Annotated in this window: 24 protein-coding genes; 9 read left to right on the forward strand and 15 right to left on the reverse strand. The window is 44.8% G+C overall.

Annotated elements, in window-relative coordinates; genetic code table 11:
- Positions 1-1,521 (forward strand): tripartite tricarboxylate transporter permease, encoded by a 1,521-nt coding sequence (locus tag ACZ1GZ_RS12530; RefSeq protein ID WP_472665213.1) that lies wholly within the window; start codon positions 1-3, stop codon positions 1,519-1,521.
- Between the two features lie 5 nt (positions 1,522-1,526).
- Here ACZ1GZ_RS12530 and ACZ1GZ_RS12535 read toward each other — a convergent pair whose 3' ends face one another.
- The 4 genes from ACZ1GZ_RS12535 to ACZ1GZ_RS12550 all read right to left on the reverse strand — a co-directional run bounded on the left by ACZ1GZ_RS12535 (position 1,527) and on the right by ACZ1GZ_RS12550 (position 6,610).
- Complete coding sequence (locus ACZ1GZ_RS12535; RefSeq protein ID WP_472665214.1) at positions 1,527-2,822, reverse strand: HlyD family type I secretion periplasmic adaptor subunit; 1,296 nt, start codon at positions 2,820-2,822, stop codon at positions 1,527-1,529.
- 2 nt (positions 2,823-2,824) lie between these two features.
- Positions 2,825-4,525 (reverse strand): type I secretion system permease/ATPase, encoded by a 1,701-nt coding sequence (locus tag ACZ1GZ_RS12540; RefSeq protein ID WP_472665215.1) that lies wholly within the window; start codon positions 4,523-4,525, stop codon positions 2,825-2,827.
- A gap of 140 nt (positions 4,526-4,665) precedes the next feature.
- Positions 4,666-5,853 (reverse strand): N-acetylmuramoyl-L-alanine amidase, encoded by a 1,188-nt coding sequence (locus ACZ1GZ_RS12545; RefSeq protein WP_472665216.1) that lies wholly within the window; start codon positions 5,851-5,853, stop codon positions 4,666-4,668.
- Between the two features lie 607 nt (positions 5,854-6,460).
- Positions 6,461-6,610, reverse strand: a complete 150-nt coding sequence (locus ACZ1GZ_RS12550) for a hypothetical protein (protein ID WP_472665217.1) — start codon at positions 6,608-6,610, stop codon at positions 6,461-6,463.
- A gap of 87 nt (positions 6,611-6,697) precedes the next feature.
- Between ACZ1GZ_RS12550 and ACZ1GZ_RS12555 the strand changes: the two genes are divergently transcribed.
- Positions 6,698-9,781, forward strand: a complete 3,084-nt coding sequence (locus ACZ1GZ_RS12555) for an Rne/Rng family ribonuclease (RefSeq protein ID WP_472665218.1) — start codon at positions 6,698-6,700, stop codon at positions 9,779-9,781.
- Between the two features lie 61 nt (positions 9,782-9,842).
- On the opposite strand, the gene ACZ1GZ_RS12560 is transcribed toward ACZ1GZ_RS12555, so the two are convergent.
- Positions 9,843-10,955 (reverse strand): pyridoxal phosphate-dependent aminotransferase, encoded by a 1,113-nt coding sequence (locus ACZ1GZ_RS12560; protein ID WP_472668300.1) that lies wholly within the window; start codon positions 10,953-10,955, stop codon positions 9,843-9,845.
- 307 nt (positions 10,956-11,262) lie between these two features.
- Here ACZ1GZ_RS12560 and ACZ1GZ_RS12565 point away from each other — a divergent pair, with 307 nt between their 5' ends.
- From ACZ1GZ_RS12565 to aat, 6 genes are all read left to right on the forward strand, one after another.
- Positions 11,263-12,567 carry a M48 family metalloprotease gene (locus ACZ1GZ_RS12565; protein ID WP_472665219.1) on the forward strand — a complete coding sequence of 435 codons (1,305 nt, stop codon included), beginning with the start codon at positions 11,263-11,265 and terminating at the stop codon, positions 12,565-12,567.
- A 39-nt stretch (positions 12,568-12,606) separates the two neighbouring features.
- A complete protein-coding gene (locus ACZ1GZ_RS12570; protein WP_472665220.1) occupies positions 12,607-13,365 on the forward strand; it encodes a DsbA family protein in 759 nt (252 codons plus the stop codon).
- A gap of 218 nt (positions 13,366-13,583) precedes the next feature.
- Positions 13,584-14,024, forward strand: coding sequence for a type II 3-dehydroquinate dehydratase (aroQ, locus tag ACZ1GZ_RS12575; protein ID WP_472665221.1), 441 nt, complete (start codon positions 13,584-13,586; stop codon positions 14,022-14,024).
- A 17-nt stretch (positions 14,025-14,041) separates the two neighbouring features.
- Positions 14,042-14,512: an acetyl-CoA carboxylase biotin carboxyl carrier protein gene (accB, locus tag ACZ1GZ_RS12580; RefSeq protein WP_472665222.1), complete on the forward strand. Its 471-nt coding sequence runs from the start codon at positions 14,042-14,044 to the stop codon at positions 14,510-14,512.
- A gap of 16 nt (positions 14,513-14,528) precedes the next feature.
- Positions 14,529-15,872: an acetyl-CoA carboxylase biotin carboxylase subunit gene (accC, locus tag ACZ1GZ_RS12585; protein ID WP_472665223.1), complete on the forward strand. Its 1,344-nt coding sequence runs from the start codon at positions 14,529-14,531 to the stop codon at positions 15,870-15,872.
- A 93-nt stretch (positions 15,873-15,965) separates the two neighbouring features.
- Positions 15,966-16,604 (forward strand): leucyl/phenylalanyl-tRNA--protein transferase, encoded by a 639-nt coding sequence (gene aat, locus ACZ1GZ_RS12590; RefSeq protein WP_472665224.1) that lies wholly within the window; start codon positions 15,966-15,968, stop codon positions 16,602-16,604.
- Here the strand turns inward: aat and ACZ1GZ_RS12595 are convergent.
- A complete protein-coding gene (locus tag ACZ1GZ_RS12595; RefSeq protein ID WP_472665225.1) occupies positions 16,601-17,347 on the reverse strand; it encodes a helix-turn-helix transcriptional regulator in 747 nt (248 codons plus the stop codon). The genes aat and ACZ1GZ_RS12595 overlap by 4 nt on opposite strands.
- A gap of 88 nt (positions 17,348-17,435) precedes the next feature.
- Between ACZ1GZ_RS12595 and ACZ1GZ_RS12600 the strand changes: the two genes are divergently transcribed.
- A complete protein-coding gene (locus tag ACZ1GZ_RS12600; protein ID WP_472665226.1) occupies positions 17,436-17,972 on the forward strand; it encodes a peroxiredoxin-like family protein in 537 nt (178 codons plus the stop codon).
- Between the two features lie 77 nt (positions 17,973-18,049).
- On the opposite strand, the gene ACZ1GZ_RS12605 is transcribed toward ACZ1GZ_RS12600, so the two are convergent.
- From ACZ1GZ_RS12605 to ACZ1GZ_RS12645, 9 genes are all read right to left on the reverse strand, one after another.
- Entirely contained in the window at positions 18,050-18,862 is an 813-nt protein-coding gene (locus tag ACZ1GZ_RS12605; RefSeq protein ID WP_472665227.1) for a glutathione S-transferase family protein, read from the reverse strand.
- A gap of 11 nt (positions 18,863-18,873) precedes the next feature.
- Positions 18,874-19,812, reverse strand: coding sequence for a 3,5-dioxohexanoate:acetyl-CoA acetone transferase (gene kce, locus ACZ1GZ_RS12610; RefSeq protein ID WP_472665228.1), 939 nt, complete (start codon positions 19,810-19,812; stop codon positions 18,874-18,876).
- A 9-nt stretch (positions 19,813-19,821) separates the two neighbouring features.
- Positions 19,822-20,841, reverse strand: coding sequence for a branched-chain amino acid ABC transporter permease (locus tag ACZ1GZ_RS12615; RefSeq protein ID WP_472665229.1), 1,020 nt, complete (start codon positions 20,839-20,841; stop codon positions 19,822-19,824).
- Positions 20,841-21,701 (reverse strand): branched-chain amino acid ABC transporter permease, encoded by an 861-nt coding sequence (locus ACZ1GZ_RS12620; protein WP_472665230.1) that lies wholly within the window; start codon positions 21,699-21,701, stop codon positions 20,841-20,843. Before ACZ1GZ_RS12620 ends, ACZ1GZ_RS12615 begins: the two co-directional genes overlap by 1 nt.
- Before the next feature lie 2 nt (positions 21,702-21,703).
- Positions 21,704-22,420: an ABC transporter ATP-binding protein gene (locus ACZ1GZ_RS12625; RefSeq protein WP_472665231.1), complete on the reverse strand. Its 717-nt coding sequence runs from the start codon at positions 22,418-22,420 to the stop codon at positions 21,704-21,706.
- Positions 22,413-23,141 carry an ABC transporter ATP-binding protein gene (locus tag ACZ1GZ_RS12630; RefSeq protein ID WP_472665232.1) on the reverse strand — a complete coding sequence of 243 codons (729 nt, stop codon included), beginning with the start codon at positions 23,139-23,141 and terminating at the stop codon, positions 22,413-22,415. Before ACZ1GZ_RS12630 ends, ACZ1GZ_RS12625 begins: the two co-directional genes overlap by 8 nt.
- Positions 23,142-23,204: 63 nt before the next feature.
- Positions 23,205-24,494 (reverse strand): ABC transporter substrate-binding protein, encoded by a 1,290-nt coding sequence (locus tag ACZ1GZ_RS12635; protein ID WP_472665233.1) that lies wholly within the window; start codon positions 24,492-24,494, stop codon positions 23,205-23,207.
- Positions 24,495-24,523: 29 nt separating this feature from the next.
- Complete coding sequence (locus ACZ1GZ_RS12640) at positions 24,524-25,450, reverse strand: 3-hydroxyacyl-CoA dehydrogenase family protein (protein ID WP_472665234.1); 927 nt, start codon at positions 25,448-25,450, stop codon at positions 24,524-24,526.
- Between the two features lie 2 nt (positions 25,451-25,452).
- Positions 25,453-26,247: an SDR family NAD(P)-dependent oxidoreductase gene (locus ACZ1GZ_RS12645; RefSeq protein ID WP_472665235.1), complete on the reverse strand. Its 795-nt coding sequence runs from the start codon at positions 26,245-26,247 to the stop codon at positions 25,453-25,455.

The raw sequence follows: 26,247 nt of genomic DNA on the forward strand, positions 1-26,247 counted from the left end.
ATGGATTTTGTGCTCACCCAGCTTGCCGGATTTGGTTCTTCATTTGTCGGGCTCATTCTCGACCCGATCACCTATGCATATTTAATACCTGCAGTGTTCTTAGGTATCGTATTTGGCGCCCTGCCCGGATTAACAGCAACGCTTGCTGTAACTATTCTCACCGGTTTTTTCGGCAATAAATTCCCGCTTGATCAAGCATTGATCGCATTAATTGGTGCTTATGTTGGCGCAATTTATGGCGGCTCCTATCCATCCATCTTACTCAATATTCCCGGCACCGCCGCATCTGCAGCCACCGCGATGGATGGCTATCCACTTACCAAGGCGGGCAAAGGCGCATCAGCGCTTGGCATTACCACCACAGCATCCTTCATTGGCACGCTATTTGGCACATTCTGCCTCTTAATCTTCGTATGGCTTTTACTGCTCATCTCGCAGAACATCGCCTCCCCTGAAAAAGCTTTGCTGGCACTTTTCGGTATTCTCTTATCTGGAACCTTAATGTCTCAAGACCTTGTGATTAAAGGCTGGATATCCGGCCTCATTGGGCTTGCGATGGCGATGGTTGGTCTCGACCCTATCTTATCCGAAACACGATATACCTTCGACTGGTCCTACCTATTGTCAGGCTTTCAGGTTGTTCCAGTCTTAATGGGTGCTTTTGCAATCCCGCAGATCATGGATGGCATGCGCGCTGCTGCAAACTTGGCAAAAGCACCCAAACTCCAACGCATCCGACCTGAGCTGAAAGAAATCACCAAACGCATGCCCGTGATCTTAAGAAGCGGCGGCATTGGCACGGGCGTTGGTGCTCTGCCCGGCGTTGGCGAAGATGTAGCAGGTTGGGTGTCTTATGGTGTGGGCAAAGCCGCGTCCAAAAACAGTGAAGAATTTGGCAAAGGCTCAGTTGATGGTTTGATATCTGCAGAAGCTGCCAATAACGCTGCCATCGGCGGCGCGCTTATTCCGTTATTAGTTTTGGGTATTCCAGGCTCACCACCTGCCGCTGCGCTTTTAGGTGCGCTTAAAATCAACAATGTGATCCCGGGGCCCACAATTGACCCGGCCGTCATTATGCATGTCGTTGCAGTGCTCGTGCTCGCATCTTTTACAATGTTCTTAATGGGCCTTTTCACAGCACGCATATTCGTCACAATCTTGCGTATCCCAAAAACCATCTTCCTACCTGTTGTGATGGTTCTCACCACAATTGGTTCGTTTAGTGTGGGTGGTGGGATCAATGATCTGTTTTTGATGGCAGGTGTCGGAATCATCGCTTATGCAATGAATGCCATGCATTATCCGGTGGCACCATTAGTGATTGGCGTCATTTTAGGTGGCTTGTTTGATGAAACCTTCCGCCGTTCGCTGCTCATCTCTGATGGAGATATAAGTGTGTTCTTTACCCGTCCTGGCGCAGCTATTTTGCTAGCGCTGAATATCCTATTGATCATCAGCCAAATCCCGTTTCTAAAGAATTTTATCGGACAGATTTTTAGACGCAAAAAAACGACTGTATAAAGGTGTTATCGCTCTCTCATCGCATGAGAAATCTGATCCCGTATTGGTTTAAGTAAATAGGACATAACCGTGCGTTCATCGGTTTGGATAAATGTTTCAACCGGCATTCCTGGAACAAGCGATTTACCTTGCAATTTACCAAGCTCAGATTCTGATATTTTCAATCGAACTTTATAATATTGTGCGCCGGTCGCTTCATCTCGCAACAAATCGGCTGAAATTGTCTCAACCTTTGCATTGAGCTCTGGCGTCGTTCTTTGATCAAAACTAGGCAATCGAATTCGCGCAACTTGATCTGCAGATATCTGATCAATATTTATGGGTTGAACCTGCGCCTCTACAACCAACAGATCATCCTTCGGTACAATAGACATTGCAACATCACGCGGGCCCAAAACGCCGCCAATAGTTGTAACAGACAAATTATGCACAAACCCGCCTAATGGTGCGATAATATCAACACGTCTAAGCTGATCCTCAGCGGCAATTTTTTGTTCTTCAAGTCGTCCAATCTGTGTTCTTACATCCTGAATTTCTTCTAAAACACTTGCAAGAAACTCTTCGTCCAACTGCAAAATCTGAATATTACGCTCACTAATGGATTCTTTTGTTTGCGCAATTTCCGAAGTAAATCCGCCAATTTCACCACGAAGTTTTACAATATCGCGGTTAAGCAGCGCGACTCTGCTTGCAGAAACCAATTGTTGCCCCAAAAGATCGTCAAGATTGGCAAGTTCATCCTCAACAATTTGTGTCTCAGCAAGCTTTGCTTCTCGCTGTGCTTCAAGACCTCTAATTTTACTTTCAAACTGTATAATTTGCTCGCGTAATTGCTGGCGTTTGCCATTTAAACTGTTTCGACGTGCATTAAACAGACCAACTTGGCTATCACGAACTTTCTTTTGTGCATTAATATCAAAATCATTTGTTGCAAAATTTACATTATCTGCTCCTTGCTGTTCAGCGAGTAAACGAGCTTCCTGAGCGTACAAATCAATAAGCAGTTTTTTAACAACAGACAAATTTGCGCTTGAAATTGTATCATCTAAACGAATTAACAAATCCCCAGCTTCAATCACATCGCCATTTTTAACAAAGATCGATTTTACAATGCCGCCCTCTTGGTGCTGCACTTGTCGTGTATTTGTTTCAACAACAACATTGCCCGATGCAACCACCGCACCGCTGATTTCGGTCAGATATGCCCATGAACCAATGCCTCCGATTAATAAGCCGACGACAGCAAGACTTATAAACATATGTTTGCGAAGGCTGGATTTGAATTGGGAGGTAGATGCCATCTCTAAGCCCCTTTTTGATTTGGAACTGGGGCAACAACTTTTGCCATCACATCGGTCTTCGGACCAAAGGCTTTTGCCATACCCTTATCAACCATCAAGATTTTATCAACTGCTGCTATCGCACTGGGTCGATGCGCAATGACTATGACAATTGACCCAGCTTTGCGCAATTCCACAATTGCGTTGGTGAGTGCATGTTCGCCATCTGAATCTAGGTTAGAATTCGGCTCATCCAAAACGACCAGAAATGGTTTATCATAAATTGCACGTGCCAGAGCAATTCGCTGTTGCTGACCAGCAGACATTGCAAAACCAGACTTTCCAATCACAGTATTATAACCATCCGGGAGCGCGGTAATCAGCTCATGCACATTGGCAAGACTCGCAGCCTCTCGCACTTTATCCGCATCAGCATCTAGCGAAAAACGAGAAATATTTTCAGACACGGTTCCATCAAAAAGCTGAATATCCTGAGGCAAATAGCCAATAATGTCGCCCCAGCGGGACATGTCCCACTGATCAAGTTTAGAGCCATCAAACCTGACAGATCCCCTTGCTATAGCGGTTACGCCCACCAATGCGCGTGCAAGAGTAGATTTTCCCGAACCAGACGGACCAATAATTCCCAACCCATCACCTGCCGACAATTCAAACGACACATTTTGTACAATGACTTTTTTTGATCCAGCAGGCCCACAAGATAAATTAGTAATCTTGAGTGTCTTGGATGGAATAGGCAAATCCATAACGTCATCATTGAGTTGACGCATAGATAAAAGATCATTTAGCCGGTTACGAGCCTGACGCGCACTGACAAATAAAGGCCACTGCCCAATAGCCTGCTCAACAGGTGCGAATGCCCGTGTGGTCATAATAGATGCTGCAATCATCACACCCGGCGAGATTTCTTGAAGAATTGCAAAGTAAGCCCCCACACCAAGCATTGCTGATTGCAAGACCATGCGGATGGTTTTTACGGTGGAGCCAAAATTTGCCCCACTATCGGCAGTGTTTTGTGATGCAGTTAAAAACAAATTGTTTTTATTTTCCCATCGCGACTTAAGGGCCTTCATCATTCCCATAGCCTGAATAACTTCGGCATTGGAGCGACCATGTTCAATCAAGCGATGCCGTTCAGCTGACGCAACAACAAGATCCTTTGCAGGTTTGCTCGATACGTATTCTTTCAGTAAAATCAGAACAAAAATGATGATGACACCAGCAAGTGCTATATTTCCCAAAACTGGATGAAATAAATATACAATCCCCAAATAGACTGGCAGCCAAGGTATATCAAACATCGCAGAAGGTCCCGGCCCTGCCATAAAGCTGCGAATAGTGTCTAAGTCTTTTATTGGCCTAACTTTTGACGCTTCCGGACCCAACACAAGTGGAAGAACGGTCGAGAGATCAAAAACTGAAGACGTGAGTTTAGCGTCAAGCCAAGATCCAACTCGCGCTAAAATACGCTGTCTTAATCCCTCCAGCACGCCATAAAATATGAACATACCAAGCGCAAAACCAGAGATAACCAGAAGTGTTGGAACAGACCCACTAGCTAACACACGATCATATATCTGCAACATATATAAAGGGCCGGTAAGCATTAGCAGATTAATTACCAAGCTTAACAGACCCACACCAATATAAGTTGGTCGGAGTGACTTAAAACTTGTTTGAATGACAGACCGCGGCTGAGCCATTTAACTTCACTTTGTGTTTTATTATAATTTTAGAAAACACACTACTAATTCAACCAATTAGAGTAAAGCACTGACTTCCGGAATAGTTAAACAGAAATAACAAGTTTTATTGCGTTTTGAACGAAATATCGTGAAAAAGGTCATTTTCGGTCAAGCAATATAGCTTCTTGATACTCAGAAATCGATTTTGCGAGTAATTTGCTCGTCTTTTGACGCCAATCGGGATCGGTTAAAAGCTTCTCATCTGTCAAATTAGACAAAAAGCCTAATTCGATGAGTACCGACGGCACATCTGGTGCAAGCAATACGCGAAAACCAGCGCGTCTATGAGGATTATTAATCAACCGAATTTGCCCTTTAAAATCTTCAACAATGCGATCAGCCATCACATCCGAAAATCCTTGGGTTTCACGTCGGGCAAGGTCTACCAAAATTCCGGTCACATCATCTGGCACATCTTCAATATGAAGACCTGCAAGAACGTCAGTCAGGTTTTCAGAATCTGCAAGATTTGATGCAAAGTCATCCGAAGCCTCCCGTGACAATGTATAAATAGACGCGCCACGCAATGATCTTTGACGAATGGAATCTGCATGTATTGATATCAATAAATCTGCTTCTGCTTCTCGAGCAATTTGCACACGTGCTGATAGTGACATGAAAGTATCGCTGTCTCGTGTCAGCAAAATTTCAACATCATCTATGTCTTCAAATGCAGCTTGAAGGTCTTGGACAAAGCCAAGCGTGATATCTTTTTCAATTGCACCATTGCGCCCTTCAGCGCCGCCATCAATCCCGCCATGTCCGGCATCCAGCACCAACACAAATTTATCAGACGTCTTGTTTTCAGAAACCCTTATACGGCTACTCTTTTCAACATTCTCTTCATCCTCAGCACTGGCCTCGACAATTTCCCAGTCTTGCTCTTGAAGAACAGCATCAAAATCTTCTTGCTCAGCGATGCTTATATCCATCACGAGGCGATAGGTATCACCTTCAAGTGTTTGTAATTGCTGATCTTCTAAAACGGCAGGTGTTTCAAGAGATATAATGATGCGGGACTTGTCTTCAGACATTATACCATAGCGGATATCGGATAATATTCCTCTCGCCGTAAGCTGATCATCACCGAATGCAAGCTTAGTGTCATCAAGATCCAGTACAATACGATTTGGACGCGCCAGGTAGCGTATTTTAAATTTTGGTTCTTTATTAAAATCAACCAAAATACGGGCGCGCTCACTATCACCGACAACGCGTGCACTATAGGCTATATTTGTTGTTTCCTGAGCCTTAACGACAGAGCCAGACCACAATATATGTATCATAACAAAACCAAACGACAGTAGAAGCGTTCGCAATAAACCTTTATGTCTGTTCAGTATCACTTGCACATTCGTCCCTTTAGCGCCTGATAGAATCACAAATTATATAAGTATTGCATCCGTTTATTGAGATAAAGGCGGCAAATGCAAGGCAATATGGTTTTTGAATAAAATTGAAATGCCACAAAAGCCTATTATATAAGGCCCGAAGCATGAACGCCCGCACAAAGCGCAAGGTTGAATACTGTTTATGCTTGCAACATCGTAATCTAAGGATTACAACGATCATAGGTGGAACTTCGACGGGGTAGAATCAATAAATTATCGCTAGTTGTCTGGTAATCAGACGAGTGATATGAGCAATTCACCCGACGTCTTTTATAAGTAAAAGCCTGATATATTTGACCAAATTCCAACTATTAATAGGAATTTGAAGCAGGTATTGAGATGAAACGAGAAAGAATTCGGTTCGCATTAAATTTGATGCTGAACCGCTTAAACATCGGCGAATATGCGCCGTTTTAATAAGGTGATTTTGATCACCGGCCTTTAGAAGAGGCCAAGTCATCGGCTTTGTGAGCGATGCAAATTGCATATGCAACAAAGCTAATTAGAGTATAAATGCGGGCGTTGAACCTTTTATGTTAATGATACAAACACCAGCAGGCGCAATTAGGACGGTGATAAAAAATGTCACTCCTTTAGACGCTGCTCGTGCATTAACCGGTATTTCCCCAAGCCCGCGTTCAACATCCGGCACAAAACCCTCCAACCATTATGCATTTGAGGTCTTAGATCCTCCTGGTAATGACGGTTGGGCACATTGTGCCGAGGAGCAAACAATTCAATGGCAGACAAAATGCTTATTGACGCGTCTCACGAAGAAGAGACACGCGTCGTCGTCGTACGTGGAAACCGGATAGAGGAATTTGATTTTGAATCGCAGCATAAAAAACAGCTGCGCGGAAACATCTATTTAGCAAAAGTAACGCGGGTCGAACCCTCGCTGCAGGCGGCTTTTGTTGACTATGGCGGAAATCGTCATGGTTTTCTCGCTTTCTCAGAAATCCACCCTGATTATTACCAAATCCCATTAGCTGACCGTCAAGCATTGCTCGAAGCAGAAGCTGCCGAGGCTGCTGAAGACGACAATGATGATGACGTAAATGATGCAACATCAAATATTGAAGATGATGTGTCGAAAGATGAAGCTGCTGAAGCATCTGAAGAAGTTAAAAGTGATGAAACAGATGACGCTGTAGCTGAGGAAAAACCCAAACCAAAAAAACGTCGTACTCGCCGTAAAAAAGCTGAAGTTACTGCGGATACAGAACATAAAACAGAAGCATCAAATGATGATGTAGACACAGCAGCCCAAGCTGCAATTGAATCTCCAAGCGAAGCTACTGAAAATTCAGATGCGTCGACCCCAACGGAGAGTGAAGAAGCCGCCTCGCCTGAGGAAAAACCGGATGATAAGCCAGACACAATGGCTGCGATGGTTGAAACAGACGATGAAATTTCTGAGCCCGCTCCAGAACAACCTGAATCAGAAGCATCCGAGAACGATGCTGCAGAGGTTAAAACTGATGAGAATCAGGAGTCTGACGCGGCAACAGAAGACCAACCCGTTGAACCAGCATCTGATGATGCACAAGCGAAATCAGCCGATACAAACTCGGAAGAAACCGAAGAAAAGCCTAAAAAGCGTCGCAGATCTCGCTCGCGTAAATCCAAAAAAGCTGAACCTGAGATTGCCGAAACAGATAATTCTGAATCCGATGAGGACGATGATGCCAATGTTGAAAATATCGGCTCAGATGATGCGTTAGAAGAAGTTCCTGTTGCACCGCGTAAAACACGCAAACAATATCGTATACAAGAAGTGATCAAACGCCGCCAAATCTTGCTTGTGCAAATCGTCAAAGAAGAGCGCGGCAATAAAGGTGCAGCATTAACGACTTATATGTCCTTGGCAGGTCGTTATTCAGTTCTTATGCCGAACACGGCTCGCGGTGGCGGGATTTCTCGTAAAATCACCAATGTTCAGGACCGCAAGCGCTTAAAAGAAGTCGCACGAGAGCTTGAAGTGCCGCAAGGTATGGGCGTAATCCTACGCACTGCAGGTGCAAGCCGAACAAAAACTGAAATTCGTCGCGACTTTGAATATCTCATGCGTTTGTGGGAAAATGTCCGTAATTTGACGCTTAATTCAACAGCACCTTGCCTTGTCTATGAGGAAGGTAGCCTGATCAAAAGATCTGTTCGCGATCTTTACAACAAAGATATTGGCGAAGTGATTGTTTCTGGTGAAGAAGGCTATCGTGAAGCGAAAGACTTCATGAAAATGCTCATGCCAAGCCATGCCAAGGTCGTACAACCTTATCGTGGGACGCGTCCGATCTTTGTCAATAATGGTATTGAAGCCCAACTTGATCAGATGATGTCACCACAAGTGACTTTAAAATCTGGCGGATATCTTATCATCAACCAAACAGAAGCTTTGGTTGCAGTTGACGTGAACTCAGGTCGTTCAACCCGTGAAAGCTCAATTGAAGACACTGCTCTTGCAACAAATCTCGAGGCTGCGGAAGAAGTCTCTCGCCAACTCAGATTACGGGATTTAGCCGGACTAGTTGTGATCGATTTCATCGATATGGAAGAGAAACGCAATAACCGAGCTGTTGAAAAACGCCTTAAAGACTGCCTCAAACATGATAGAGCGCGCATTCAAGTTGGTCGTATCTCGCATTTTGGCTTATTGGAAATGTCGCGCCAGCGCATCCGCGCCAGTGTTCTTGAAAGCACAACTGCTGTTTGCCCACATTGTGAGGGCCGTGGTCTTGTGCGATCGGATTCATCCCTTGCATTGCATGTCCTACGCGCTATCGAAGAGCAATTGCTTAAGACCCCGCGTAATGATGTTAATGTGAGATCAAATTCAGACATCGCGCTTTACATCTTAAATCAAAAACGTGACACACTCACCGAACTTGAGCAGCGTTTTGGTGTTACAATTTCGTTTAACGTTGATGCATCAATAACAGGTCAGGATTTCTTTGTAGAAAAAGGCCCAGTTAGCACAAAAACTGCAAAGGTTGACCCTGAGCAACTCGCAGCATCGTCTTATGGCGAAGCTGATTCAGAAATGATGGATACTTCCGACCAAATTGTTATTGAAAATTCTGATGTAGATAATGATGAAGAAGAACAGCCACGTAAAAAGCGTCGTCGCCGTCGTCGTCGTGGTCGCGGGAATTCACAAGACAATCAAAACAACGCGTCCTACGAAGAGCAATCGGATGAACAATCTTCTGAAAATGAAGGTGAAACAAGTTCAGACAGCGCACAAAATGGTGACAATGAGCAGCAATTATCAGACGACGATGATGCGCGTCCGAAAAAGCGTCGCCGTCGTGGAAAACGTGGCGGTCGCAAAAACCGCGAGCGTGAAGATGCAGCTTCTGAAGCAACGGATCGTGAAGGCGTGTTAGAAACGCTTGCATCTGGTGCATCTGAGGAGGTGATCACTGAAGCAAACCCTGCTCCAGAGAACGGTTCAACTGTAGAAGCCGGCCCAACAACTGACACAGGTGCAGAACCAGCTGCCGCTGAGGCAACATCAAACGAAGAAGCTTCCGAGGAAGTTGCTAAAAAGCCGCGTCGTCGTAGAACCAAGAAAACCAGCAATGATGAGGCGATTGAAACGCTGAAAGACACAGCTCCTGAGCCAAGCACTGTTGTTGCCGCAGCTGTCAGCTCTCAAGATGCTGAAATTAGTCAAGAGCCTGCAAAACCGAGCCGCAAGTCTCGTACTAATCTTGATGCAATTGCGACTGAACCGGTTGTGACATCATCTCAGTCAGGTGATGGTGATGGCGATGGTTCACCGAAGAAAACAGGCTGGTGGCGCAGAGCTTTTAAAGGCTAAGCGTCAACCCATCTGAAAAATCAACAAATAGCCCGGTCGTTGTGATCGGGCTTTTCGTTTTTTAGCCTAACCAGTTTTCCAATCGATCAACCGCTTCAGCGATCTCTTCTTGTGATCCAGCATATGAAAAACGCATAAATTTAGCACCATCTTTGACATCAAAATCAAGGCCAGGTACTGCTGCAACATGGATGTCATTGAGCATTTTTTTAGAAAATTCCATGCTGTCATTGGAATGCGAACTTACGTCCACATAAGCGTAAAATGCACCATCCATAGGTGAATTTAGCGGCAACCCCACGCGTGGCAAAGCGTTTAACAACAGATCACGATTTGCCCGGTAACCTTGCACAACTTGGTCCAGTTCATCGCGTTCAGTCAATGCAATTTCAGCTACAATCTGCGATAATTCTGGCGCTGAAATGTACATGCTTTGCGCCAGGCATTCGACAGGGCGGATAAGATGTTCAGGCAAAATCATCCAACCTATGCGCCAACCCGTCATACAATAATACTTGGAAAATGAATTGATGATAACAGCATTATCGGTAAAAGAAGCTGCTGTGGTTTCTTGGCCAGCAAATGTAAGGCCATGATAAATCTCATCTGAAATAAAAACGGTTTCCCTCGCCTCGCACCAATCAGACAACGTTTTTAAATCAGCTTCACTCGTTACCGTACCTGTGGGGTTTGCTGGACTTGCCAACAAAACTCCATCAATTTTAACGCCCGCATTTCGCTCAGCATCCTCAAGCACCTGCGGTGTTAAGGTATAGTTTGATTGCGCGCTTAATTGCACTTCAACGCAATTGAGCCGTAGTGCCTTTAAAATATTGCGATATGCAGGATATCCTGGCTTTGCGATAGCAATTGTTGCCCCGGGTTCAAACAGGCTCAAAAATACCAAATTAAATGCCGCCGAAGAGCCATTGGTGACCATAATCCTTTCAGGATCAACGTCCACGTCGTAATAAGACTTGTAGTGTTCTGCGATAGCTTTACGCAAAGAGCTGATCCCGACTGCATCGGTATATCCCATTGTTTTAAGATCAAGCGCGTTCTTGGCTGCTTCAAGGGCTCGTTGTGGCGCTTTATGAGATGGCTGACCTGTTGCCATTGAAATGACCGGATGCCCGTCCATCACAGCTTTAATCGCCGCTGACAACACATCCATTGCATAAAATGGTTCGACTATATTTTTCGCGCGCAAAACAAACCTCAATTGATAATTTTGCACTAGCTCTGCCCGATTTCCTCCACTTTCACAAGATACAAATCCCTCGTTATTCTGAAGGCTCACAATAATGTGTAGTTTTTCAGCGGCTTATGGATATCCAGAGCAAGAAAAAATGCTATGTTGTTTCGCATAATGCATTATAACTACGTCATGTTCATTGATGCACAAAATGGAGAACCAAGTGCTTCAAATAAATAGGTTTTATCGATCTCTCTTTGGCGCATTCGCCATCTTTAGTTACTTGATGTCCACACAAATCACGATGGCTCAGGGTCGCAAAATCGCCATTGTGCGCGACGCAGAAATCGAATCTTTGCTCAAAGACTATGCCGCACCTATCTTCCGGGTAGCAGGTCTGCAGAGCAAGGGCATAGAAATCGTATTGGTCAATGACAATAGTTTTAACGCATTTGTTTCTGGTCGACGTGTGTTCATAAACACAGGCGCCATAGTGCAAGCTGCAACACCGAACGAAATTATTGGTGTCATCGCTCACGAAGCAGGTCATCTAGCGGGAAATCACCAAGAACGCCTAAGAGCACAGCTTGATGCTTCCAAAACCCTCGCCATTGTCGGAATGTTGCTTGGTGCCGGCGCTTTGGTTGCAGGCTCAACATCAAATTCAAGTGGTGCAAGTTCCACAGGTGGCGCAATCATTGCTGCAGCCCCTACCCTGGCAACGCGTAGCATATTGAACTACAAACGTGGTGAAGAGATAAACGCGGATAATGCGGCGCTAAAATACCTGAATAAAACCAAACAATCTGCAAATGGAATGTTGCTTACATTTGACCGTTTTGCTCAGCAGCTTGCTTTGGCTGGTGTTCGCCCAAACCCATATAAATTAAGCCATCCATTACCACGAGAACGTATAAGTCTATTAGCTGAAGGTGCGAAAAAGAGCCCATATTTCAGCAAAAAAGACCCCAAGTCTCTGCAAACGCGTCATAATATGGTGAGAGCTAAAATAGCCGCATTTGCAGGCGGTTTAGCTGGGGTACAAAGGCTATTTAAGTCATCTCCAAACTCGATACCAGCGCTTTATGGTCGTGCAATTGCGCTTGATAATGCAGGCAGATCACGAGACGCACTGAAAATTCTCGGCCAGCTTATTAAAAATCAATCTAAAAACGCTTATCTCTATGAGCTACGTGGCGAAGTGCAATTGAAACTTCGTCAAGCAGATCAAGCAGTTAAATCATTCTCAACAGCGGTTAAGCTTGATCGTAGCAAGTCTGGTCTGATCAAAGCGCGACTAGGTTTTGCATATGTTGCGACTGGTAATAGATCAAACGCAAAAAAGGCAGTTTCAGCATTACGAGCTGGCCTGCAAACAAATCCAAATAATTTCAACGCTTACCGCACCCTTTCAAACGCACATGCGCTTGCTGGTGATATAGGCGAAGCAGAACTTGCAATGGCCGAAGGGCATTTTCGCGCGGGAAATACCCGCGATGCAAAAGTCTTTGCTGGACGAGCAGTGCAAAAACTTGTCCCCGGCAAACCAAGCTGGCAAAGGGCAAAAGATATTCTAACCGTAGGCAATTAGCCATTTCAAGCGGTCGATTTTATTCAAAAGGAATTTTCAATGCGAACTCTTATTTTAAAGCTATCAGCGATAATCATTATCGGATTGTTAACTATATCAAACACTTATGCGCTTGATGATCTGGAAAAAGAGGAAATTGGGAAATTTATCCGAGAATACCTTATTGCCAACCCGGATATTATCGCTGAGGCGCAAGCTGCTCTTGAAGTTCGAATGGCCGAGCAGGAAAAGCTTCGCACGCAGGAAATGATCGCGGGCATGGCTGATCGTTTATACAATTCAAAAGATGACGTCATCATCGGAAACCCCGATGCAGATGTCACAATCGTTGAATTCTTCGATTACAATTGCGGTTTCTGCAAGCGCGCGATGAACGATATGCAAGAAATTGTCTCGCTTGATAAGAATGTTAAATTCATTTTGAAGGAATTCCCAATTTTGGGTGAAGAGTCTTTAGATGCAGCACGTGTGAGCATGGCTGTGTCTAAAATTGCACCGGAAAAAGGCGCTGATTTTCATATGGCACTTTTGGGCGACGGTGGCCGTGCAAATAAATCAAAAGCTATGAAAGTAGCTGAAGATTTAGGAGTAGATATTGCAGCGCTTGATGCCGCTCTGGAAGATGAAAAACTTCTCGATCCTGTCAGCGTCACATACGGGCTTGCGCAAGAGCTAGGCATCAACGGCACCCCATCTTATGTCATTGGTAAAGAGGCCGTTTATGGCGCTGTTGGCGTTACAGAATTGCTTCTTAAAGTCAAAAACCTACGTTTGTGTGGCGAGACCACTTGCTCGTAAACTTTTCAAATTAACTATGCTTATAAAAACAGGATGAGAGATTCGTCCTGTTATGAGACAATGCAGAAACGTTTTTCTAACGAATTTTAAGTAACGATCTCTCCAATTGAGTTGATGAGCGAATAATTCGTTACAAAAGTAACATCTTTGTGACAAAACGCTTTGATTCCTGCATTGACGCGGGTATACGGACGGCAAGAGTTTTACGGGGCAAAATAATGTCAAACAAGGTATTTGTTCTTAACGGTCCTAATCTGAATATGTTGGGCAAACGGGAACCGGGTATTTATGGTGATCTATCTTTAGATTCCATCGGACAATTGTGCCGTGATACTGGCAATTCTTTAGAGTTTGAAGTTGATTTCCGACAATCCAATCATGAAGGGACACTTGTTGATTGGTTGCATGAGGCAAATGAAGGTGCTTTTGGCGTTATTTTAAACGCAGGCGCTTACACTCACACCTCAATTGCGCTGCATGACGCTATCCGCTCTATCGTTACACCGGTGATTGAAATCCATTTATCAAATGTGCATGCACGCGAAGAGTTTCGGCATAAGTCGATGATCGCTCCAGTTTCGCGCGGTGTCATTTGCGGATTTGGTCCCAATAGTTATAAACTGGCGATACAAGCACTCGCCGACATTCGTAATTCGTAAATTAAAAGGCAATTCCAATGACAGCAAAAAAGAAGAATATCGACCAAACACTGGTCCGCGATTTGGCAAATATTCTAAACGAAACAGACCTAACTGAAATTGAAGTTGAGCAAGATGACTTCCGTGTGCGTGTTTCTCGTGCAACAACAGCTGCAACTCAAGTTGTCGCAGCTCCTGCACCAGCACCAGTTGCTGCTGCGCCAGCAGCTGTAAGTGCTGCGGCTCCAGCTCCGGCGGCTGCACCTGCGGCAAATAGTGCAGCTGAACCATCACCAATGGTTGGCACAGTTTATCTAGCACCTTCACCAGAATCAGATGCTTTTGTTAAAGTTGGCCAAGCAGTGAAAGAAGGCCAAACATTGCTGATCATTGAAGCAATGAAAACAATGAACCAAATTCCTGCTACAAAGTCTGGTAAAGTTGTAGAAGTGTTGGTTGAAGACGGCCAACCAGTCGAGTTTGGTGATCCACTTGTCATCATCGAATAGTCGAGGACCTTCGAATATGTTTTCAAAAGTTCTCATAGCCAACCGTGGCGAGATTGCACTTCGCGTGCTGCGCGCTTGTAAAGAGCTTGGCATTCAAACTGTCGCTGTACACTCCACAGCTGATGCCAATGCCATGCATGTGCGCCTTGCAGACGAAAGCGTTTGTATTGGACCGCCAGCATCTCGTGATAGCTATCTAAACATCCACCAGATTGTTGCAGCCTGCGAAATCACAGGTGCTGAAGCTGTGCATCCAGGATATGGTTTCTTATCTGAGAATGCCAAATTTGCTGAAATTCTAGAAGCACACGGCATTGTCTTTATCGGACCAACATCTGATCACATCAATATCATGGGTGATAAGATCACAGCGAAAACAACTGCTGAAGATCTTGGTATCCCGGTTGTTCCTGGTTCTTCTGGTGAAGTTAAGACCGAAGCTGACGCGAAGAAAATCGCCAATGACATCGGCTACCCAGTCATCATCAAAGCTACAGCTGGTGGCGGTGGCCGTGGTATGAAGGTTGCCAATGATGATTCAGAGCTTGCGATTGCGCTCTCAACAGCGCGCACGGAAGCTGGTGCTGCATTTGGTAATGAAGCGGTTTACATCGAAAAATACCTAGCCAAACCGCGTCACATTGAAATTCAGGTTCTTGGTGATGGTAAAGGTGGTGCGATCCACCTTGGCGAGCGTGATTGTTCATTACAACGACGTCACCAAAAGGTTTGGGAGGAAGCAAATTCCCCTGCCCTTAATGTTGAGCAACGCATGAAAATTGGTGAAGTCTGTGCAGACGCTATGCGCAAGCTGAACTATCGCGGTGCTGGTACAATTGAATTCTTGTACGAAAACGGCGAGTTTTATTTCATCGAAATGAACACGCGTTTGCAAGTTGAGCATCCAATCACAGAAGCCATTACAGGCATTGATCTTGTAAACGAGCAGATCCGTATTGCATCTGGCGCACCAATTTCCGTAAAGCAAGAAGATATCAGCTTTACAGGACACGCGATCGAATGTCGTATTAATGCGGAAGATTCAAAAACCTTTGTACCTTCACCTGGGACAATCACGCATTATCACCCACCAGGTGGTCTAGGTGTTCGTGTCGATTCAGGTGTGTATCAGGGTTATAAGATACCGCCATATTACGACAGTTTGATCGGAAAGCTCATCGTACATGGTCGTACACGTAACGAATGTATGATGCGTTTACGCCGCGCGATTGATGAATTTGTGGTCGATGGTGTGAATACAACAATCCCACTGTTCAGCAAGCTGCTTGAAAATCAAGACATCGTAAATGGTGACTATGATATTCACTGGCTTGAAAAGTTTTTGGCAAATGATGAATAATCGTCTGTCATAACATTCTATAAGGCCGGATTTTTTCCGGCCTTTTTTATGCCCGCGATTGAGTTTTAGAGCTTCAAAGATTATCCTCACTCCATGACAAGACAAACTGATAAAATGATGCTGACGCCGCAAATATTGCTGAAAGCATATAGCTGCGGTTTGTTCCCAATGTCTGAATCTGCGGATGATCCTGAACTATTTTGGGTAGACCCTGAGGTACGCGGTATTATCCCGCTTGATCAATTTCATACACCACGCAGCCTTAAAAAAGTTATCAATCGCGGTGTTTACGAGATCAAAATCAACACCGATTTTGCCCGTGTTATGAGAGAGTGCGCTAAAGAAACCGATGATCGTCCCACCACTTGGATCAATGATACGATCTTAAAACTCTATCATGACTTGCACTTAACCGGACATGCGCATTCAGTTGAAGCCTGGAAAGATGGCGAGCTAGTGGGCGGTTTATATGGCGTCTCACTAGGCTCAGCATTCTTTGGTGAAAGCATGTTTTCAAGAAAAACTGACGCTTCAAAAGTTTGTTTAGCTTTTCTTGTCAAGCATATGATTAATAAGAATTTTACACTATTAGACACTCAATTCACAACTGACCACCTTATGCGCTTTGGTGCAATTGATATCCCACGGGATGAATACGCTATTTTATTGAGCAAGGCGATGGAAGTGATGTCCATTCCGTTTTACTCAAAATCCAATATCACCACCATTTAAGCTGAATTACGGATCGCGCTTGGGTTCACACCAAAGGCCTGTTTAAACGCGTGATTAAGTGCTTCAGGTGAATTATAACAATATCTGTGCGCAACTTCTTGAACCCGATCGCCGCGGGACAAATCCTGTCGTGCGAGTGTTAATCGCCATTTACGAATATAGGCTGCTGGGGTCTCTCCAACCTTATCTTTAAAGATTTCAGAAAAACGACTAATCGAAAGACCAGCAATTTCTGCCAGTTCTTCATTGCTCCACATCTTGCCAGGTGCATCATGCACCGCAACAATTGCGCGAGACAATCTCTTATCAGCTAAACCACCGAGCAAGCTGATACTTGTGGCACCTTGCTGAATTTGCTTGCGCAACAAACCAACAACAAGAATTTCACTCAAACGGCTCAACACTGAACTTGAACCACAACGCGGCGCGTTATACTCAGCCAACAACATTTCAATTAATGGTCTAATATCGCTTTCGCTATCGATCTCCAGCTTAACCAACTCATTTAATGCAGAAAAAAACGGATTGCTTTCGCCACCCCAAGACACAAAAGCTGCAAAAGAAACATCCTGTTCATCACATACAGGTTCAAGCTTGTGCCCTTTGGGCGTTAAATAAAGCCACTTTGGCCATTCATTATCCTTGCAATGGACAATGACAAAATTGGCCTGATCAAAACTTGTCGGCGACACTTTTAACTCAAACCGTTCCATAAGTGCAGAGAGACGATCCAACGATGTCATTTCAGTATTTCCTATCAGTTTTTTCGCCTATATCTTATATTAATTCGATCTATAGTCTTTTTTAGATTCAAAAACAAGGACTTTAAACATGCTAATTCCACGCCAGAAAACCCCGTCATTGTCGCTTCCTACACTCAGCCACGGACAGTTTGACCTAAGCAGCGAAAACAGCGAACGCGGGACGATCATTTGTTTCTACCGCGGTTTACACTGCCCAATTTGCGCAAATTACCTTACAGAACTGGAAAAACGTGTAGATGATTTTGCAGAACGCGGCGTAGCAACAATTGCTATTAGTTCAGATGGCCAAGAACGTACTCAGCAAATGGCAGACAAAATCAATGCTGAAAAATTACGCTTTGCATACGATCTGGATCTTAAAAAAGCCAAAGAATGGGGACTTTATATCTCAACATCTCGCGGCAAAACATCAATTGGTATTGAAGAACCAGCATTATTCTCAGAGCCAGGTCTGTTCATGGTAACACCTGAACAAACACTTTATTACGGCTCTGTTCAAACCATGCCATTCTCACGTCCGCATTTCTCAGAACTTGTTGGTGCATTAGATTTTGCAATTGCAAACAACTACCCAGCGCGCGGCGAATATACCGACGCTGTATAATTCCGGTTTATAGAATTCAAAAAAGCCAGATGATATTTTTGTCATCTGGCTTTTTTACGTGTTCAATTCAGATCGTACTAAGATTGAAAATGTGGGAAAGATCGAATGTCTGTCCCGTCTGCCTGTCTTTGTTTGGTATACGACTTAAAGGCATCAATCGCAGGCTCCGCTTGCCAGTTCAACAACGCTTCTCGATAGCTTGGTCGCTTGGATATATGCGCAAACCACTTTTGCAGATGAGGAGTTCTATCAAATGGCCAATCCATAAGCTTGAATCGATGCACATTTGGCATCCAGGCAATATCACTCAATGTAAATTCATCGCCTTCCAAGAACACTCGCCCGTCTGACAAAGCCTTTTCCAGATATTGAAAGCCCGCATCTGTTCGCGCAATTGCGTCATCTATACGCTGTTTATCAAAACCTTTTGCAAAATCTTTACGGAACTGCTGCAGCCACTCATTTTTATGTAAGCGCTGAAAAGCATCAACAACATCTGACGATGGCGGCGGTCCGGCTCGAAACAAAAATTCAAATGTCAAAAGCTTCAGATCAAGCTGCGCTTCATCTGCCATTTCCAACAATTTGGAAGCACCAATTTTGGCGAGTGAGCTTTCATCGCCTGCGATATGACTAATGATGTCAATGGATTCAATAAACAGCTTTCCATTATCGACAAGCGCAGGAACCAAGCCTTTTGGATGAATAAGCTGATATTCTGGTGAAGCATGTTCGTCTTTTTCCAAATTAATCACATGACTTGTGAATTCTTTATTGCGTTCAGCAAGCGTAATTCGCACGCGTTGTGAACAACTCGACATAGGCGCATGCCACAGATGCAAGCCATCGAGCGATTTTAAAGAAACATCCTGCGGTTCAATTTCTGGCATTATTTTACTCCTTAGAAGTTGACCCGATCACCACCTTTTAGATCAAGGATTTCACGTGCCTCATCTGGGGTGGCAACCTCAGAACCCAATTCTTCAACAATCCTGCGAATTTTTTGAACTTGCTGAGCATTTGATTCAGCCAATTGTCCGCGTTTAATAAACAAGCTATCTTCAAGACCAACCCGCACATGACCACCCATTTGACTTGCAGTTGTTGCCATTGGAATTTGTGCTGAACCTGCGGCTAAGATCGACCAACGATAATCATCGCCAAAAAGCTTGTCAGCCGTCTTTTTCATGAAGACCAAATTATCGATATCTGCACCAATTCCGCCTAAAATGCCCATGACAAACTGAATGAATATTGGTGCTTTAAATAGCCCAATATCGACACAGAATTTAAGGTTATAAAGATGGCCAACATCATAACATTCATGTTCAAACTTAATGTTGTGCGGTGCTAAGGTTTCAGCCGCCTCTTTAATATCTTTAAATGTGTTTCTAAAAATATTGCCATCTGAATTTGCAACATAATCTTTTTCCCAATCAAACTTCCAGTCATCATCACCATAGCGCTTAGCAAGGGGGTGAAAGGAAAAGTTCATTGAACCCATGTTCATTGAACACATTTCAGCGCTGAAGGTTGCAGCCGGTTTGATACGGTCTTGGATAGAAAGCGTTAGCGAGCCGCCAGTTGAAATATTGATAACAGCATCTGTTGCCTGTTTTACACGTGGTAAAAAGGCATTGAAATCATCGACATTCACCGATGGTGCACCTGTTTGATTGTCTCTTGCATGCAAATGCAAGATGGAAGCCCCCGCTTCGGCCGCCTCAATCGCCTGGCTTGCAATATCATCATGGGTATATGGCAATGCATCCGACATTGTTGGGGTATGAATAGCACCCGTCACAGCACAGGTTATGATCGTTTTATGTTTTGATGCCATGATGTACTCCTAGTCTTCCTTTGCGCGTTCTACACGCCGATCCAAAGGAAATAATTGTAAATTAAATCGTGAACGGACGAAGCCCCAAACGCCCTGCGGTGCTTTGAGCATGACAATGATTGCCACCAACCCTAAGACCATGAGATAGATTGTACCTAAATCAGCGAGCGTTTCTCGCAGGGCGAAAAATATCAGTGTACCGATGATCGGGCCTTCAATGGTCCCTATTCCACCAATCACAACAATGAAAATCACAAATGCGGTCCAATCATTGACGGAAAAGGCAGCATCCGGTGATATCCGCAATTTTTGAAGGAATATGATCGAACCGATCACCGCAGTTAACGCTGAAACCGTTATATATACGGTGAATTTATTCCACCAAATATCAATCCCAAGTGACTTTGCAGCTGTTTCGTTATCGCGAATTGCAGTGAGCGCCAAACCTCGTTTTGACCGCAAGAAAAAGTAAACAACTGCAATGACCGCAATAGCTGCACCCAAAGCAAGCCAATAACTTAAAGCTTCTCGACCAGAACGGCTGCTAGAGAGAGATTTAACAATGGCAACAGGAAGGGAGGAACCCGACCCGCCACCCAAAGCGCTCACCTGCGCAAAGGATAGTCGAAAGACTTCCGCTATCACCCAGGTCCCAATCGCAAAATATGCGCCTTGAAGTCTAAATACCAACAACGCAACAGGAAGGGAGATGAGTGCGCCTAAAATACCAGATACACCGATTGCGACCAATGGATGAAGTCCTGCAAACAAGGTAAGTGCGAAAAGCATGTAGCCGCCAAAACCAACAAAAGCCTGCTGACCCACAGATACAAGACCAGCATACCCTGCCATCAAATTCCATAAACTCGCCAAAGCAAGATAGAGGAATAATTCTGCCATTAAGCGCATATCAGCGCGCCCTGCCCAATATGGAGCGGCAATTAACAACACGAGCACCACGACACCCAAAAGCGCCATTACATGTGTCGTTTTATCGGAACGTTTGATTTGAAAAGTTGTGTCAGCCATCAGTTCACCTTAGGGAAAAGGCCATTTGGTCGAATGGCAAGGATGATTAAAAATACAATGTGACCGGATAAGAGCTGCCAGCCAGGGTTTATATTCGCGCCAACAGTTTGAGCGACACCCAAAATAACCCCGCCAACTAACGTGCCCCAAAGGTTGCCAAGACCACCAATGATAACCGCTTCAAATCCAAAGATCAGACGCCCGCCACCAATGGATGGGTCAAAACTTGTACGAATACCAAGTAAGATTGCCGCAATTGCGGTCACTGCCAGCGCAAGCGCCATCGCCAGACCATAAATATGACGTCGATTTAGCCCCATAAGCTGAGCAATATCTTGATTATCAGACACAGCTCTAAAAGCCCGGCCTAAGGCTGTGCGATAAAATACCCACTGCAAGCCACCAATGACCACAACTGCAATTAGGAAAGTAAGCAGCGGAAGAACTCCAACCGAAAGACTACCCAAAGGAACACTTGCAGTTTCCAAGCTGCCGGCGTTCATCTTTTGCGGATCAGCTGTATATAACTCAAGCAACCCATTTTGAATGATCACAGACAAACCAAATGTTACAAGAAGCGGTGGTAGGATATCGGTTCCAAGTGTTTGGTTTAATATACCGCGTTGCAGGACATAGCCGATACCAGCCATTAATGGCACAACAATAAGCAATGCAAGCAGCGGATGCACGCCCAAAACAAGAGTTGTACTTAAACCAAGATAAGCACCCAATACAATCAAATCGCCATGCGCAATATTAACCAGACGCATAACACCAAAAATTAGAGATAAGCCGGCCGCAAATAAAGCGTAAAGACCACCCAGCAATGTGCCTTGAATGATAGCATTTATCCAATCCATGCCTATTCCACCCCAAAATATGCGCGAGAAATCTCATCGCGGCTAACTGCAGACGATTGCCCTTCAAGTGATACACGCCCCTCTTGAAGACAATAAACTCGCGAAGACACTGAAAGTGCTTTGGTAATATCTTGCTCAACAATGATGACGCTCATGCCATCGTCAATAATGCCCGGCAGAGCGTCATATATGGTTTTGATAATGACAGGCGCGAGCCCTAGACTAATCTCATCCATGAGCAAAAGATCAGGATTGGACATAAGAGCACGTCCGATAGCAACCATCTGTTGTTGCCCCCCGGAAAGCGCTGTTGAAGGCACATTTCGACGCTCTTGGAGGATAGGAAATAACTCAAACACACGACTTAACGACCACACGCCCTCGCGTCCAATTTGGCCACCAATTAAAAGATTTTCTTCAACTGAAAGTGACGGAAATAATTGCCGCCCTTCAGGCACCAACGCGACCCCCAGCTTAGCGACTTGATCAGCACGCAAATTGCCAATGTTTTGCCCACGATAGCGTATTTGCGCAGCCTCATTGTCTATAAGACCACAAACTGAGCGCATTAATGTCGATTTACCCGCACCATTTGCTCCAATGATGGCTAAGACTTCACCGTCCTTAACATCCATATTTAAATCATAAAGCGCCTGAAAGTCGCCATAATGGGCGTTAAGTCCAGACATTTGTAAAATGGGTTCATTATGATTAGGCATCAGCTTCAATCCCCAAATATATTTCCTGAACCTCTGCACTTTTCATAATTGCTTTGGGTTCGCCCTCAGCGATTTTCTTGCCAAAATCAATCACAACCAAACGATCTACCACCGCTAAAAGCGCATGAACGACATGTTCAATCCAGATGATGGATACACCTGATTTGTGGATATTGGTGATCGTCTCTACCAAAGAATGGCATTCAGCTTCCGTTAACCCGCCTGCAATTTCATCTAACAGCAATAATTTAGGTTTTGCGCATAATGCTCGGGTTAGTTCCAAACGCTTACGTTCAAGCAATGTCAGCTTACCGGCCGGAACATTGGCTTTAGCAATCAAACCAGTTTGCTCAATCACATCAAGACAAAACTCATCGGCAGTCTTACCATCAAGACCCGCAGCTTGCGTTGCGGCAACAAGCGCATTTTCAAATACGGTCATTCCAGAAAAAGGCTGCGGCACCTGAAAACTGCGTGCAAGCCCTGCCCGACACCGTTTTGCAGCACTTTGCTTTGTGATATCAGAACCATCGAAAATGATGTTTCCACTGTTTGGTGACAGCATTCCTGTAATGAGATTGAACATTGACGTTTTACCAGCACCATTTGGTCCGATAACCCCCAATGCCTGACCTTCTTGCAGGTCAAATGTCACTTCATCGGCAACCACAACAGCACCAAATGATTTAGTCACGTTTTTTAACTGCAGAATTGGAGACACAGTAAATCCTTTAAAATCTTGTACCCGGCACCAAAATTGATGCCGGGTCTTATGGCATTCGCTCTAAAGCGTGAACAATTCACCTGTAAGAGGGATTTCAGGTGCTGTTTCATTGGCCACAATCTTAAGATCCATGCCGTCACCATCTTTCTGCCATTGACCAGCAACCAGAGGCGTTTTCGTAACATTGTTGATTGGACCATTTGCCCAATTCACATTGCCGACAATTGTATCAACATTAGAACCTTTAATGGCCTCAACAATTGCAGCGGGATCTTCAAGATCATCTGCGCGCTTAATCACATCAGCTGCCACTTCAAACAATGCATGCTTAAAGCCAATTGGTTGTGTCCAAGGACGACCCGTTGCAGCAGAATACCCTTCCGCTAAGTCTTTCGCGCTCGCACCCGTTAGTGATGATGAGAATGGATGCGCAGGTGACCACCATACTTCAGATGATAAACCATTGCCCCGTTCACCAAGTGATTCAATAACCGATGGGAACAATAGCGCTTTACCGATGGTCACCACTTTAGGATTAAATCCTTGTTGCGCACATTGCGCCCAGAAAGTTGCAAAATCCGGCGGGATCATATTCCCGGTGATCATCTCACAACCAGCTTCTTTAAAAGCTGCGATCTGATTTGAAAAATCATCTGATAGTGGCTGATATCTGCCTGGATCGATCAGATCATAACCCGCAGCTGCCAACGGTTTTGGCAATCCAAGTTCTGCATCACCCCAAGCGTTACCATCAGCATCATTGGGGAACAACCCGCCAACAGTTTTCTTAACGCCACTTTTGTCCCACATAGCAAGGAAAGCTGCGATCACATCTTCCAAACCCCAAAAGAAATGGAACGTATTTTCAAACCCTGTACCAGGAACGCCATTACGTCCGAAGAAATATGGCTGCCAAGGACAGTCGGTGGTAATGCAAGGAACTTCGTTTAATTCGCATTGGTCTGAAACCGGGTTAACTGTTTCAGGCGTTGAAGCAGCAACCATGATGTCAACTTCATCGCTAAGGATAAGGTCGGCGGCAACTTCTGCAGCTCGGTTTGGATTAGATTGACCATCTTTGGAGATAATCTCAATATTCCATGTTTTACCGTTATTTTCTAAACCCGCAGCAAATGTTTTGGCAATTGCCTCAAGAACATAATCATCCGCTTCAGCAAACCCTGCTAGCGGACCTGTACGCGGGCTAACATGTCCAATCTTAAGAGTTGGATTATCTGCATAGGCTTTTGTAATGTTCAAAATAGCAGGTGCTGCAAGAATGCCGGCGCTTGCGGTTATAAATTTACGACGTGTCACATTGTTTGACACACTTGGTTTACTCTTCTTCATCTTCCTTCTCCCTTTTAAAATCTAAGAAACTACTGAGGCAAAATCCCATCTAGTTTTTTAAGATGACTGGCAACACGCTCGCGAACTTCCGCAGCTTCTGCCTCTGTCCATGACTGAAATCCCTCTCCCGATTTCATGCCAAGTTTGCCCTCATCCACCAATGTCTGGAGATAAGAAGATGGCTTTTGCTCACTCTCCAAATCAAATAAAACATTATCGTGAATATCGAGGGTCAAATCTGTTCCGACCAAGTCGGCATTTTCCAATGGGCCCAAAACCGATAATCGGCGCCCAAAACTCGATTTAACTACCGTATCAACAGCTTGCGCATCGCAAATACCGTTTTCAACAAGGCTGATCGCCTCACGCCAAAGCGCGTGCTGCAATCTATTTCCGATAAATCCAGGAACATCCTTTTTCACCAACACGGGTGTTTTGCCTGCGTCTTTCAATAAGCTCATCATCTGATCGGCAACACGCGGGTCTGTCCATTCGGTATTGACCACTTCAACAAGTGGGATCATATGCGGAGGGTTCCACCAATGTGTCCCAATCGCGCGCGACTTGTGACGAAGCTGCGACATGATTTTTGTAATTGGCATTACGGATGTGTTGGAAGCTAAAATACATGTCTTAGGCGCATGTGTTTCAATTTCAGCAAATATCGACTGCTTAAGATCCAACTTTTCAGGAGCCGCTTCAAATACAATATCAGCTCGGCGAACACTGCTTGCGATCGTATCACGCGTTGTAACTTTCGCTATCGCCTTTGATATTTCATTCGGATCAAGCCCCATCAAATCCATGCTATTTGCAATACGTGCATGGACGCTATTGCGTGCATCTTCCGTCGGATCATAAATAATCACACTATGCCCGGCGCGCGCCAAGGTTAAGGCAATCCCGTGCCCCATCAACCCCGCGCCAATAATGGCTATATTAATAGTCTTAGCCATAATTATCCCGCTGTATAACCGCCGTCTGCGTATAGAATATGCCCGGTGTAAAATTCAGAAGCCTTGGAAGATAAGAACAATAATGGACCGGCCAGATCCTCAGGTTCACCCAAGCGGCCTTTTGGAACACGAGCTAAAAAGCCTGATCTCACAGCTTTGGCTTTTTCTGTATCTTCAAACATCCATGAAGTAAGCGGAGAGCGGAACACAGTTGGCGCAATCGCGTTGACTGTTATTCCTGTTGGTCCAAGCTCACAACCAAGCGCTTTAGTGATGCCATCAACCGCAGCTTTGGACGCACAATAAGCTGTGTAACCTGCAGGGTGGCCAAGAAGTCCTCGTGCCGACGAGACGAGAACAATTTTGCCACCCTTCCCTTGCGCTTTCATTTGGCGCGTCGCTGCCTGGGAGATTAGCCAGCTTTGGGTTACATTTGCATCCATAACAGATGTAAATGTTTCAGGTTCCATGTCGTCAATCATGGCAACTTTATTCATGCCTGATGCAACAACTAAAATATCCAATGATCCAAGTGTATTTGCGGTTTGTTCAACCATATCAGCACACGCATCAGCATCGCTTGGACGCGTATTAATTTCTAAAACCTCAGCGCCTGCGTCCCTGCACTCTTGGGCAATTTCACCAAGAGCGTCTTTTGAGCCTGCAGCAAGCGCAAGCTTACAACCCGCCCCAGCTAAGACACGCGCAGCAACCATACCAAATGCGCCCGATGCACCAGTAATCAGGGCAACTTTTCCCTTCACATCAAACATTTTAAGTGGATCATCAATAGTCAT

The sequence above is a fragment of the Lentilitoribacter sp. JB5-8 genome (assembly GCF_055693385.1).